Consider the following 12,999-nt stretch of genomic DNA (forward strand, 5'->3'; position numbering starts at 1 on the left):
GAGTCCCCGCTCAAGGTGTCAGGCGGCACGGTCGGAGCCACCACCTCGTCCCGAACGCCAGCAGGCATTACGGTCAGCTATCGGCTAGTGTCGTTGGGCGGTCCAACACGTCCTCAACGCTGGCCGATGTTGAGTGGTGCGGTCGGTACCGGCTATCTCGATGCCTTCTTGCCGCCCATCGCTCCTAGCGCCCGCGGTCTGGACGAATCGGTGATGACATCGAAGACGTAACAGGAGATCATTGACCAGGAGGTGGAAGCCGAGTGTCCAAGCAAGGTAAGAGTGGGACGCTGGCATGCGCATTCTGCGGCCGGTCATGGTCCGTCGTCCCGCGTTCGAAAGAACACGTTTGGCCACAGTGGATTAGGAAGCACGCGACAGATTTCGCTCCCGGACACTTCGACCACGCCATCGGTTTCGGGCTGGATGATGAGAAGAGAGCGTTTGTTGAGGCTCCGACCGTCACACGGCTACACAAGAGTTCCATCCTCACTACCCAAACCAGAGAGGTCTGCAAGCATTGCAACAACGGCTGGATGAGCATACTTGAAACCAAGGCGGAGCCACTGTTCCTGCGACTACTCGACGCAGCTCGCTCTAACCATGCTTGCCGATTTACCTTTAATGAGGCTGCCATGCTGGCTCGGTGGATGCAAAAAACCGCATTGGTGACCGATCTGACTATGGGCCTTCCATCGCTAATGCCCGCCAACCTTAGGCAGCGCCTCAAGGATGAGGATTCGCCACTCGTGCCGGCTTACGTGTGGGTAGGGCGATTTCCCGAGAACAAGGAAATGATGGGAATCCAAGCTCGCCTCATGATCGGAAATACCCGCATACCGGACCCACGGCATGAGGACAGAGCTGGCATCTTGTCGGGCCTCGCTTTTCGCAGCCTGCTCCTCATGGCTTACATTCCGTCGTCGCGCCGTCATGAAGCTCCGCCGATGTCGGTTATGAACTGGACGCTCCTTTCACCAATATCGCACGACTCTGCTATCGAGTACCCACCACCAGCCGACCTCACGAGTGAGGACGTGCGACGCCTCGCGACTGACTACAGCTCGTGGCTGCCGCTCTCCGGAGTAAGCGCGTTTGTGCGCAACCTAGATCCCCCTAGCGTCCACATCCGGAACTAGCCGCCAACTCGGCCTCGGACTCGCTGGTCCGCCCCTCCCGATCCATCGGTTCGGGGGCCTCCCGTAGCTGATGCGCCGACGTCGATGTGAATGCTAGAGACACCATCGGGAAATGATCGCCTCTGATCGATGATCCCGGAGGCGCTCCGGATTCTTCTGCAGCTTGGCAAGGATGCGAGGTGCAGCGTCGCCCAATCTCGTCGAAGCAGACCTTCCAACAATATCGATGAGCGGTAAGGATCGCGGCAGAATCACATAACGCTGAGGCGCAAGGCGCAGTTCAGGGTTCAGCAGGTTGAGAGCAACACCGACCGCGCGGTCCTCACCATCTTGTAGGCTACGGAGATACTCGGCCGCGAGAGCATTCTCCCAAGCCAGGCCAGGCTTAGCCGAAACCCATTCGGAGAGCGACTGACCCGCCGCCACAAGTAGAGGCAATGCCTGGACCCGGACTGCTGAAACAGCGTCCGATTCAGATGGAATCTTCGAAAGAACGCTCCGCCGCTGAGCCTCATTGGCGTACTTCCACGCCGCAAGCAGCCAGGCAGCCGCCAAGCGCTCTCGTTCAGGGATTCGCGGAGCATCGACGACCAGTCGCCCGAGTTCGTTCTTGCAGATATCAAAAATCGCGGACCACAGTTCCTCATCGCGCCCCACAGGCGCCGAAACCATGGTTTCAGCAGCCAGAAGTGATACATCCGCATACAAGTCACCGTAAGTCACGCTGAGGTTCGCTAGATCCACCGCAGTCCTATGGTCGAGCGGCCACGAGCGAACAAATTCCAGGATTGACTTGGCCGATCCAGGGTCAGTAGAGATATCGTCCCGCCAATAGGCCCACCAATCCCGAACATCCGCCTTTCGATGAAGGGTATAGATCCGTCGCGTCACCCGGCTCCAGCGCTTAGGCCGGGGCTCTGCATCGCGATGCTCCCGCGACAGCTTCTCCAAGTCTGCAACGAGCTCGGGCGGTGCCGATATAACGTGCGGGATCCCCTGGCTGTGCTTTTCTAGCTCGTGCCCTACCCGATCAATCGCAGCATTGGTGGCCACCATTGATTCTGTCAGGTAATCGCCAACCTTGGTGACGGTTGTCTTAGCGGCATTCGGGTAGAGCCCGAGCGCTTCAAGGCTTCGCTGCAGGCGGGAGATGCAGGCGAACCCATCCTGAGGTGTCTTCACCCCAACCAGGATGTCGTCCATGAACCGCGTGTACCGGCCTTGCGCTCCTTCAGTCTCGAACGCCTTGTCGACGTGCAGGAGCAAACTGTGAGCTATATCCCGGGAGGAACCGATTTGTTCTTGAGGTAATCCCATGAGCGAAACCTCAGAGTAGTCCCGACGTGGCATCACCCCGTCAATGATCTGGACACAGAGCCGGACAACTTCCTTCTCAAGCGACGTCCGAGAGTGGAGGTGCTCACGAATCGCCTCCAAGCGAATCGATGGATAGAAGTTGGCGATGTCGGATTCCACAAAGAAGTTGACCGAATCATCATCAACCATTTGCAGGATATGGCCCTGCCTTGCCAGCCAGAAACGAAACCAGTCGAAGCTGTCTCCCGCCTCATCGTCGATCTTCGCCCCTGGACTACCCTTATCTGAATGCGCAACCCCTACCCATGCCTGTGCATCTGTCATGAGCTCAGCGCGAGCGAGCCAGGTGATGGCGGAGTAGACGAGGGCATCGCGGGTTGCTAGAAAGCAGAGGGGACGCGAAAGTCCCTTCGCCTTGGCTGCCCTGACAATCTCGCCTCGCTCTGGTGCATATCGACCCAGCCGCAAATCCCTGGCCAAGGCAGCTACCAGCGTCTCCAATCCCCATTCGTAGCCCGCATAGTGCAACGGATCGGGGGCAAGGTTTATGTTGCCGAAGGTCATAGAGCGCAGGGCCGGCCGGACCTCCTTCCTCCATACCGTCTTAAGGAGGCCCTCGTCCGCTACCTGGCCAAGGCGGATCTGCATCACTGCAAGGTACACGGAGCGCGCCCGGTCGCAGGACCACCAGCTGCGGGCACTTTAAGTCTGAATTGTCCACTTCGACCGCCGTCGCCGCCCTGCTCGCCGTGTCGCCCACCGTCGGGTCGCCCCCTGCCCATCGGCCGGCTTGGCTGCACTGATGGCTGCACACCAAAGCCACTCCCACCAGTATCGTTAGCTGGCCTGCATGATCCTGACGATCTCCTCAGAGCGAGACGGCGAGGGTTCACCACGCAGGTAGGAGGACGCCACCTCCAAGCCGTACGTCGTGAGCGCCCACAGAACGTCAACCTGCGACATGCCGAGAGCCTTGCCTACCGGGTAGTGGTGCAGGATCCCGCCGTGAACGGCAAGAAGGTCCTCCCTGGTCGGCCGATCCGATATCAGCTCAACCTCACGGTAGAGCTGGGCTGCGAGCTCCCCGATATACTCATCGGCTAGCCCGCTCAGCGTGAAGCCATCGAAGCCGTACTGATGATCTTTATCCGGCACCTCGGCGATCTGATGCAGCAACTTCCGGCACTCACCAGCTGCTGCCTCTGATCGCTTCCTGCTGTCGGCCTCTACGGCCTGCCACCGTTGCATACGTTGAGTGATCAGAGCAAACGCGCCTGTGACGACGCCGCCCGCGACCGCGCCGCCTATCGCCCCTGCTATCCCTGGATCCATACAGGAGTTTCTAGCGCAGACCGTCAAACGTGCGATCTGCCAGGACAACGTGGAGGTCGGCCTGGTGCGCTACCCGCCGGCAGTTGACCTTCCTCAGATGTCGCCTCAGTTGTGGTACGTTCTGAGGAAGTTGGCCCCCGGAGGAGGAACCGTGGCGCAGCCTGGCCAGAAGTACGTAGAGTGCGTCACACATGAGGGTGAGGCGGCGGTAGCGAGGCTCGCCACCATGGGGTTGCGCGTTGCCTACTTCGACGCAGCGGTCCGGAAGGGGCATGACCGGTCTTCCCGGGTGTCTCGCGTACACCCCCGGACTTACAAGGGCCAGGTGATGTGGGCCGAGACCGTAGCCGAGATCCGTACGCAGCTCCTGGACGTAAACCAGGGGTGGGACATCGGCCAGACTGACAACTACGAGACCTCATTCCACTCGGGTCGGGGCATCGCGATCGCTGTAGTCGGTGGAGACGTCAACTGCGGTGAGCGAACCTTTAGTGCGCCCAAGGCTTCGCGTAAGCGCGGCCCAGTGACCGCCAAGAGAATCCGCAAGAACCTTCTCGGACAGCAAATGTTCGATCTACCCGAGTTCAAGGATCCGCCGCAGGATGACGAACGTTGTGACACCTGGTTTTTGATGCTGAATGCCAGGGACAACCGCATGTACCTTGAGCTTTCGTTGGCGACCTCCCTCGGCCCAGACAGCAAATTCGGCCTATGGAGAGAGCGGATTATCATGCCCTACATCCCGCTCCGGGGCGCCGTCGTGACCCCGATGGAGCCGGACGAGACTGAGCCTCCTCGCGTCAATGTTGGGCGAAAGTAAGTTCCAGCCGGAGTTCAACCCCAATAGGCTCCGGCTGGCAAGAGAGAGGCGGGGTCTGACCAAAGAGGCCCTGGCCAAGCTTTGTGATGTTACCCGCCGGGCTGTTACGGACTGGGAATCGGGCAAGGTAGAAAACCCTCCCGTCGCTCGCATCTCTCACGCCTTAGAGTTTCCAGAATCGTTCTTCTTCGGGGAAGATCTCGACGAGGTTAGGGTAGACGCAGTGAGCTTTCGCGCGCTATCCAACATGACGTCGAGGCAGGTAAGCCGCGTCCTGTCGCATGCATCCATGCTGCGGGCATTCTCGTCTTGGATTGATGGCCGATATGCAACGCCCGACGTGGACGTCCCCTCCTTCGAGGAACTGATCGCATCCTTTGAAGATGCTGAGCCGTCGCCCGTAGACGCCGCCAACTCGCTGCGCCGCATGTGGAGCTTGGGCGCCCGTCCGATCCCCGACATGCTAGCTCTGCTAGAGAGCAGAGGCGTTAGGGTTCTCGGGCTGCCTTCTGACGACAGAGAGGTTGATGCGTTCTCCTTCTGGCATGAAAATCGCCCGTTTGTCTTTCTGAACGCGTCGAAGAGTGCTGAGAGATTGCGGTTCGATCTAGCGCATGAACTTGGCCATCTATGCATTCATCGGGACGTCCGGACGAATAGAAACCGCCAGTACGAGTTGGACGCCAACACCTTCGCCAGCACCCTTCTAATGCCTTCGGACGGACTTATTCCTCAGCTAGTGGGAAACCCTTCCCTTCCTGACGTAATGGAACTGAAGGCGTATTGGAAGGTATCGGCTACGGCAATGGTCCGCCGGCTACATCAACTCAGGCGTATTAGTGATTGGCAGTACCGTACTTGGATGATCGACCTCAGCGAGCGAGGCTTTCGAACCAGCGAGCCGAATGGGATACCCCGTGAGCAGTCTGCTCTGCTCCGTCAGGTACTAGCTCTGGCCCGAGAAGACGGTTGGCGGACTGAACGCATATCGAAGGAGTTGGGAATCCCCCGACGGGACTTTACCGAGGCGTTCCTTGGTCTCACTGTCACGTCGGTAGGCGCAGGCATGTCGGCAGCGCCCACCAGCGCTCCCCCTGTCCCCTCAGGCCCTCCCCAACTCCGTGCTGTCCGGTGAGCTGACCAGCTCGATCACCGCCATCCCGTCTGCCGCCGACCCACACACCGTGGAGCGGATCAGGGCCAGGGTGACAAGGTGGAGCGCCCCACCGGACGAACGACCTTGTCACCCTGGCCCTGATCCGCTCGGCTCTGCCTGGGTCGGTGGCTGGCGGGATGGCATCCCACCCCCACCACCTACCCACCGCAACGTTCGGCAACTCCATCCCGGAGTCGTCTGGCCCCCGCCGGAGGCACAGCCCTAACCCCAACCCCGCTACCACCCACCGCCCCCTCCCCACCCTCACTCCTTCCCTACCTCGGACCCGTGAGCGGCCTGATGCATTCCGTTCGGCAACTTCGCCCCGCCAGGCCGTCGACCGGTCCGAGGTGGGCTGTCACGAGGTGGGAGACGGTCGGAGGATCGGGGTTGTCGTCCTGGTCCTGGTCGTCTCCGGGACTCGTCACCGGTTCCTTCACGAAACCAGTGGGTGACGCGCGGGGCGGGCGTGGGCTTCGGGCCGGCTGACTTTCCGCCCCACCGCCGAAGGCGGGCGGGGCGGCGGCTCCGCAGGAGCCGGTTACCGCGCCCGGCCCGCGCCGCGCGGAGCGCGCTTGATCCCGTAGAGGCCAATTCGGCAAACGCTATTCGGCAGCTGGCTTCGGTCCGTCGTACCGCACCCCGGCAAGGGTGGCCCCGTCAAACCGGGCGACACCGCCGAACGTCGCCTCGACGAACCCGGCGACGCCGCTGAACGTCGCCTCGACGAACCAGGCGTCGCCGCCGAACGTCACTCCGCCGAACCGGGCGTCGCCGCCGAACGTCGCCTCGACGAACCCGGCGACGCCGCCGAACGTCACCTTGTCGAACTCGGCGACGCCGCCGAACGTCGCCCCGCCGAACCCGGCGACGCCGCTGAACGTCGCCTCGACGAAGCCGGTGTAGCCGCTGAACGTCGCCCCGCCGAACCGGGCGACACCGCCGAACGTCGACTCGTCGAACCAGGCGCCGCCGCCGAACGTCGCCCCGCCGAACCAGGCGCCGCCACCAAACGTCGCCCCGCCGAACCAGGCGCCGCCACCAAACGTCGCCCCGCCGAACCAGGCGCCGCCGCCGAACGTCGCCTTGTAGAACTGGGTGGTGCCGGTGAAGTGGGTCTTGGTGAAGGTGGCGTTGTGGAGGTGGCAGCCGGAGAAGTCGAGGTCGATGAGGGCAGCTTCGGTGAGGTCGAGCACCACCTTTGGGCCCCAATACGAGGGGTGGGACTTTCCTTCTGGGGTTGTTGGTCGCAGGTGGCGGGCGAGGATGCGTTGGGCGGCGAGGCGAACCTGGCGTTCTTCCCGAGGGTCCATGGCCGGTTCACCGCTGTCACTAGTGGTGGCCGTCGGTGCGGCTGGAGCCGGGCCGTCCGCAGGTGGTTGATCGCCGGTTTCCGGGGCGGAGTCGTCGTCGGGTGGGGTATAAGGCATGCGCAGGTAGGCACAGATCACCTCGACGATGCTCTGCCGGTGGGCGGGGTTGTCCTGGGCAAGGCGTTCCAGGGCGTACAGGCCCGCGAGGCGGACCGGGGCCTTGTCCGAGCCGAGCTGCTCGGCGGCCTTGACATACAGCTCGGTGACGCGTTTCTCCCCGGCGTCGTACTCGGTGGCCTGCTGGGTGCGCTCGGCCAACTGCTGCCGGCGAAACGCCAGCAGCAACGCGAACGCGGCGGTCACCGCCGCGCCGATGGTCAGCCCGGTCCGGATGGACTCCACCCGCAACTGCGCCCGCTGCACCCCATCGCCCATCACCGGCACAGAGTCTTGCAGCCAGGTGACCGCAGCCCAGGTGACCGCTCCCACCACGGCCACCCCGACCGGGACTACCCACGACCGTAGGGGCTGCACCTGCCGGTCCGGCGGCGTCGGCGCGGCAGACACCTCATGCTCCACGCCGTCCCGCCGCCACAACACGACCCCTGCGGCCAGCGCCGCCACACCTCCCGCCACTGGTATCAGCACCGGCCAGCCGGACGCCAGGACCCCCCACCACGACCGGGGAACCAACACCAGCACGACCGACAGCAGAACCAACCCGCCGACCGCCATCAAGGCGACACTCAACCGTCTCATCACACTGCGCAATCGTGCCCGTACAAGGCAACCCATCTCGTGCCCGTCGACGGGCCACCGGGCGCGGCCGGTGTGGAGCACACGCGGAGCGACCGGCCGCGCGCCCGTGTCGGCCGACACGGGCGGCCCGCCGGGGGGCCACCATGAACACGTAGAGGGAGTCTGAACCAATTGCCCCAGCAGTACTGTGTCCTCCAGTGCGACCGGCTCCTACATGCTGGCGTCGAGTGTCCGGCGGAGGCGTTCTACTGCTGCGTAGATCGACTGTTCGGGGCCTGGCCGGCTGGGGCGCCATTCCACGATGACCGGCCGGACGGCGTCGGCTAGGCTGGCTACGGCTTCCTCGGTGTCCGGGTCGGGTAGCTGGCCGAGGGCATCGATCGCGCCAACGGTTGTCTCGTAGCGGTGGCTGTTGGCCGGGGTGTTGCGCCAGTTCGGGTTGTCGCGCCATTCCTGCACGCGGTCGCGTACCTCGGCGGCGGCTGCGCGGATCAGGTCGGCCCGTTGCTGGGGTGTGAGTGCTGCGGGATGCGGTCTGTCGTCGGTGGGTTCTTGCGGCGGCGTGTCGGCGTCGCGCATGGCGCGATCGTACCGGCGGGCTGTCGGACATCTCCGCGCCCCGGACGTCACGTCAGTCGGCGGCGGGGGCCCATTCCTGGGCGAGGATGGAGTAGAGCAGGGAGTCGCGCCATGCGCCGTTGGTGTGGACGTGATCGCGTAGCCGGCCCTCGTACTGCATGCCGAGTCTTTCGGCAACGGTGATGGAGGCGGCGTTATCGGGGCCGATGGCGGCGGTGATGCGGTGGAGCTTCAGCGTCTGGAAGCCGTAGTCGACGATGGTGCTGGCGGCATCGGTGGCGTAGCCGTGGCCCCAGTGGTCGGCGCTGATGGCATACCCGAGTTTGGCGGCCTGGTGGCCGGTGAGGCCGAGCCGTGCGAAACCGATCATCCGGTCGTTCGCGTCGGCAACGGCTAGGTAGTACTCGGTGCGGGGGGTGTGCTGGGCGCGTTGGATGGTGCCTTCGACCATGGCGACGGCGGCGGCCTGGTCCCGGCTGTCGAAGGAGAGCCATTGGGTGACGCGGTCGTCTCCGACGATTGCCCACGCGTCGGCCGCGTCATCGGAGCGCATATCGCGCAGGGTGATGACGCGGCCGGGGATGGTGATCGGGTCCATGCCCCGATCGTGCCCTATCGAGGCAGGGCGTTGGCCGGGGTGTGGGTGAAGTGCTCGATGCCGTCGATGAGGTCGCGGGCGTCGGCTGCGTGGCCGGCGCGGGTGATGGCCTGGTGAACGCGGCGCACGGAGTGGATGATGCCGTTGATGCGCTGGTCGGCGGGCAGGTCGAGCACGGGGGCGAGGGCGTCGGCGGCGGCGTCCAGGTCGCCGCTGGCGACGCGGGCGATGGCGAGGTTGGCGTGTGATCCGGCCTGGTCGCCGAAGGCCCATGCGGGGTCGTTGGGGTCGGCGTACGCCTGGGTGGCGCGCAGGGCGTATCGCTCGGTGGCGGTGGCTTCGCCGGGGAGCCAGGCGAGGGCGTCGCTGGCGTAGTAGAGGGTGCGGGGCTGGTTGAAGGTGCAGATGCCGCCCATCTCGTCCATCTCGTCAGGGCGTACGCGGGACCAGGCGTCCTCGGCCTCGGTGATGGCGGCCTTGGCCTGCTCGGCGTTGCCAAGGGCGGCGTAGGCGCGGGCGGCGCTGGCAGGCAGCCACACGGCGGAGGTGCCGCCGGCCTGTGTGGCGTGCTCCCGGCCGGCTTCGGCGTAGCGGACCGCCTCGGCGTAGCGGCCGGCCCAGTAGGCGACAAGGGATTGCAGGCCGCGCAGCCACGCCTGTAGCCCGGGGTGCCCGGCCTGCTCGGCGCAGAGCACGGCGGTACGGGCCTGGAGCATCGCCGAGTGGGGGTCGGCCATGTCGTGGGAGACCTTGGCGAGCAGGCCACTGGTGATGCCGGCGAGGAAGTGCAGGTCCCTGGACTGGTTCGGGGCCTGGCGGCGCTCCAGGAGGGTGAACAGGGTGTCCTGTGTCTCGACCAGGTCGGGCAGCACGTGGCTGACGGGGCGTTGCGGGTAGGCCAGGGCGAGGCGCTGCACGTCCTCGGCGAGTTGTTCGATGGCGGCGGGGCTGGTGGACTCGGCGGCGAGCATGGCGTACTGACGGGCGCGTTGTGCGGCCATGGCGAGGAGGTTCCTTTCCGGGCCGGCGCCGGTGGGGTCGACAACAAGGTGTCGCTCCGGCGCAGGGGTCATCTGGTGGGGAGCCCAGGGGCGCTGTAGTTCGTCGATGGACTTGTTGAACATGGCCTGTAGTGCCCGCCGGGTGGCGGGGGTCGATGAGGCCAGGTCGCGTTCGCCGCGTGCCAGTCGCCCGAGGTGCCGGGCGCTGATCGCCGCCCGGGAGTCCATCCGGGAGAACTCGTCGGCCAGTTCCTCGTACGTGCGGTCGCTCTGCTGGATCAGGTACTCCAGCATCGAGCGAGGTTCGCGGCGTTCTCGTGCCATCCGTCTGCGCCTTCCTGATGGGCTGTCTCCACGCTCGCCCGGGTGAGGTCCTTACGGCAATGCAGGTCCTCGTGGTGTCCGCTCGATGTCCGCCAGAGGTGTACGTACGGGTCCTCGATCGGTCCCGTAGGTCCCGGGCAGTCTCTCCTACATGGACGGCTCACCCACCGCAATTGTGCATGTGCATCCCGCTGATGCACATGGGCAGCCGCGTCGGCGCGCACACCGGGAGGTGAGCTCAGCGAGGAGGGGCGCTGAGCAAACCGGGGTTCGCGTCGTGCGGTGTGTGGAGGGGTCGCGCCCACAGCGGGGACCGCATCGGTCCTCGCCGTCCGCGCCGGCTGCGTGTCCCGCGTGCGAGGGGCGGGGCTGGAAGGTGGCCAGCCCTCGGCGCTCCCTGCGGGCACCGGGTGACCCGAACCGGTTGCAGCGGCGCGACTGTCTCGACTGCGCAGGCACCGGCGCGCAGGGGCAGTGGGCGGGGCTGGCGGTCGTCGCCTGACCGGTGACAACCGCCAGCCCTCCGAGATCACGCGGCGTTGCGCCGTGTCGTGAGTTGGCCCGGGGCGGGTGCTGGTGGAGGCGCGGTGTCGGCCGTAGCGGAAGCCCGCCCGCCTCGGTGCCCCGACCAATCCAAGGTAGGGAAGGCAGGCGGTCGTGGTCCCGAAGCCGGGAGACGTGCTGTACGTCAACCGGCAGGCGTCGGTGCAGTTCGGCGGCGACAGGGCGTTGATCTTCCGAGTCATCAAGGTTCCCGACCAGCCCACCTACTACGGGTGGATCTGGCTGACCGGCTACGTCCTCGATCCCAAGGGCAACGCCCTGGATCGCCGGGAGATCTACGTCCAGAAGGCGGGCCTTCAACGGGCCACCCCGCCGGCCGCTGCGGTCCGCCAACCCGACCGGAAACCAGCGGCACGTACGACGGCCAGGAACGCCGTGCGGAAGTGAGCACGGCCGGCGGCCCGATGGGAGGGTTCGATGGCGGTGGGAGTCTTTCGAGCGGCCTCACGGCTGGCTCCGATGGTCCCCGAGCAGGTGCGCCGGCTGCGGTTCCGGCGCTCCGGGTTCGGGCGGCGCGGCCTGGCCGAGGAACACGTCTACGCGTTCCTGCGCCGCGTCGTCGACGAGCTGATCGCCAGGGACGCCGCTGAGGCCAGCCTCCGGGAGGAGAACGTCCGGCTGAAGAACGCTCTTCGGGACTGGCAAAGCCAGTTCACGCCGAGGCCGGGTCGGGACGGCGACAGCGCATGGACAGGAGATCAGCAGCGCAGATAGCCTGTTGACAAGCCAAGTTGCCGTCTGGGGTGAAACGGTGCCGATCGAGGTTGCGCCGCCGAAGTACGTGGTGATCGTCAACGCGGTGCAACAGCGCATCGAGGACGGCACCTACCCGCTAGGTGCCATGCTGCCCAGCGAAACCGAACTCATCCGCGAGTTCCGCGCGTCCCGGCCCGTCGTGGTCCGCGCGTTGGACCTGCTGCGGCAGGGTGGCTGGATCGAGAGTCGCCAGGGCAAGGGCCGCTTCGTGCTCGGCCCTCCGGGCGGCACCGAGCAACGCTCGCAGGGACGCCGGTACGGCCTGCTCGACGACGACGAACGGGCCGGATCGACGCTGCTGGCGGCCGGCACCGTACCCGCCCCGCCGCGAGCGGCCGTCGCCCTGGGCGTGGAACCGGGGACACCGGTCGTGGCGCGTCGACGCCTCATCACCGTTGACGGAGTCGGCCCGGTGGAGCTGGGCACGGCGTTCCTGTCCGTCGAGCTGGCCGAAGGAACTGGCGTGGGTGCCGAGGACGCGATGCCGGAAGGGCTGCTTCGGCATGTGGCCTCCCGCAAGCGGCTCAAGTTCGACCACGTGACCGAACGCATCTCGGCGCGGCTGCCCAGCGCGGAAGAAGCCAAGCTGTTGCAGGTGCGCGAGAGCGATCCGGTGTTGACGGCGCTCCTGGTCATCTGCGACCGCAGCGCCACGCCGCTGCTCGCGGTGGACGTGCTCCTTCCCGCCTCGCGGCACGACCTGGAAGACGTCTACCCGCTCGACTGACCAAAGTGGATTAGCCACTTGACAAGTCAAGTTGACACTCGCTACCTTCGATCCCAACTTAACAAGTCAACTAGTCGAGTTGCCTTGTGGAACTGGAGGTCTCGTCGTGGTTCCGATGACGTTGAAGGTGCCGGTCCCGTCCGAGTACGTCTTCCCCGCCGGGGCGCTCTGCCTGGGCGTCTCGCCGCAGATCGATTTCGAGCGGCGGGGTGAGGCGGACAACCAGGCGCGGGACAAGGACACCGGTGAGCGGGTCTGGGTGGTGCGGGTGATGGACCTGGACCCGGAGGCGGGGAAGTTCGGCCGGTCGACGGAGGTGAAGGTCAAGGTGGTCGCCGGGCAGCAGCCGGTGCCGCCGCCGTCGGCGGTGCCGGGGTATCCGCCGGCGGTGGAGTTCGAGGGCCTGACCCTCACCCCCTACGTGGATTCGCAGCGGTGCAAGCCGGGCCGCTCGTCGGGTGACTGCCGCTCGCGGATGGCGTATTCGCTGCGGGCGACGGCGATCCGCCCGGCGTCGGCGGTTCCCGGCGCGGTGGCGGCCTGACCGCCCCTGATCGTGCGCGCGGGGCGGGTCGTTTCCCCGCCAAGAGTCCCGACCCGTCCCGCGCTCTCCC

13 protein-coding genes are annotated in these 12,999 nt (G+C 65.6%); 7 read left to right on the top strand and 6 right to left on the bottom strand.

Going from position 1 to position 12,999, the window contains the following annotated elements; genetic code table 11:
* Nucleotides 1–1,232: 1,232 nt before the first annotated feature.
* Complete coding sequence (locus LPU61_RS31140; protein ID WP_229406935.1) at nt 1,233–3,104, bottom strand: RNA-directed DNA polymerase; 1,872 nt, start codon at nt 3,102–3,104, stop codon at nt 1,233–1,235.
* Nucleotides 3,105–3,293: 189 nt separating this feature from the next.
* A complete protein-coding gene (locus LPU61_RS31145; protein WP_229406936.1) occupies nt 3,294–3,788 on the bottom strand; it encodes a hypothetical protein in 495 nt (164 codons plus the stop codon).
* A gap of 325 nt (nt 3,789–4,113) precedes the next feature.
* Between LPU61_RS31145 and LPU61_RS31150 the strand changes: the two genes are divergently transcribed.
* Together LPU61_RS31150 and LPU61_RS31155 are read left to right on the top strand one after the other, a co-directional pair.
* The gene (locus LPU61_RS31150; protein ID WP_229406937.1) at nt 4,114–4,608 is read left to right on the top strand and encodes a hypothetical protein; all 495 of its coding nucleotides are present in this window, start codon (nt 4,114–4,116) and stop codon (nt 4,606–4,608) included.
* Complete coding sequence (locus LPU61_RS31155; protein WP_229406938.1) at nt 4,592–5,743, top strand: XRE family transcriptional regulator; 1,152 nt, start codon at nt 4,592–4,594, stop codon at nt 5,741–5,743. Before LPU61_RS31150 ends, LPU61_RS31155 begins: the two co-directional genes overlap by 17 nt.
* Nucleotides 5,744–6,369: 626 nt before the next feature.
* Here LPU61_RS31155 and LPU61_RS31160 read toward each other — a convergent pair.
* From LPU61_RS31160 to LPU61_RS31175, 4 genes are all read right to left on the bottom strand, one after another.
* Nucleotides 6,370–7,917, bottom strand: a complete 1,548-nt coding sequence (locus LPU61_RS31160; protein ID WP_229406939.1) for a pentapeptide repeat-containing protein — start codon at nt 7,915–7,917, stop codon at nt 6,370–6,372.
* A gap of 129 nt (nt 7,918–8,046) precedes the next feature.
* Nucleotides 8,047–8,415 carry a hypothetical protein gene (locus LPU61_RS31165; RefSeq protein ID WP_229406940.1) on the bottom strand — a complete coding sequence of 123 codons (369 nt, stop codon included), beginning with the start codon at nt 8,413–8,415 and terminating at the stop codon, nt 8,047–8,049.
* A gap of 52 nt (nt 8,416–8,467) precedes the next feature.
* On the bottom strand, nt 8,468–9,013 hold the full coding sequence (locus LPU61_RS31170) for a GNAT family N-acetyltransferase (protein ID WP_229406941.1): 546 nt from the start codon (nt 9,011–9,013) through the stop codon (nt 8,468–8,470).
* A gap of 14 nt (nt 9,014–9,027) precedes the next feature.
* Nucleotides 9,028–10,308 carry a hypothetical protein gene (locus LPU61_RS31175; protein WP_229406942.1) on the bottom strand — a complete coding sequence of 427 codons (1,281 nt, stop codon included), beginning with the start codon at nt 10,306–10,308 and terminating at the stop codon, nt 9,028–9,030.
* Nucleotides 10,309–10,714: 406 nt separating this feature from the next.
* On the opposite strand from LPU61_RS31175, the gene LPU61_RS31545 reads away from it, so the two are divergent.
* From LPU61_RS31545 to LPU61_RS31195, 5 genes are all read left to right on the top strand, one after another.
* Entirely contained in the window at nt 10,715–10,840 is a 126-nt protein-coding gene (locus LPU61_RS31545) for a hypothetical protein (RefSeq protein ID WP_255700280.1), read from the top strand.
* Nucleotides 10,841–10,995: 155 nt separating this feature from the next.
* A complete protein-coding gene (locus LPU61_RS31180) occupies nt 10,996–11,289 on the top strand; it encodes a hypothetical protein (protein WP_229406943.1) in 294 nt (97 codons plus the stop codon).
* Nucleotides 11,290–11,361: 72 nt separating this feature from the next.
* The gene (locus tag LPU61_RS31185) at nt 11,362–11,616 is read left to right on the top strand and encodes a DivIVA domain-containing protein (protein ID WP_229406944.1); all 255 of its coding nucleotides are present in this window, start codon (nt 11,362–11,364) and stop codon (nt 11,614–11,616) included.
* Nucleotides 11,617–11,653: 37 nt separating this feature from the next.
* Nucleotides 11,654–12,385: a GntR family transcriptional regulator gene (locus LPU61_RS31190; RefSeq protein WP_229406945.1), complete on the top strand. Its 732-nt coding sequence runs from the start codon at nt 11,654–11,656 to the stop codon at nt 12,383–12,385.
* 115 nt (nt 12,386–12,500) lie between these two features.
* Nucleotides 12,501–12,929 (top strand): hypothetical protein, encoded by a 429-nt coding sequence (locus LPU61_RS31195; RefSeq protein WP_229406946.1) that lies wholly within the window; start codon nt 12,501–12,503, stop codon nt 12,927–12,929.
* The last annotated feature ends 70 nt before the right edge of the window (nt 12,930–12,999 follow it).

The sequence above is a fragment of the Micromonospora sp. NBRC 110038 genome (assembly GCF_020884815.1).
GTDB classification, from domain to species: domain Bacteria; phylum Actinomycetota; class Actinomycetes; order Mycobacteriales; family Micromonosporaceae; genus Micromonospora; species Micromonospora haikouensis.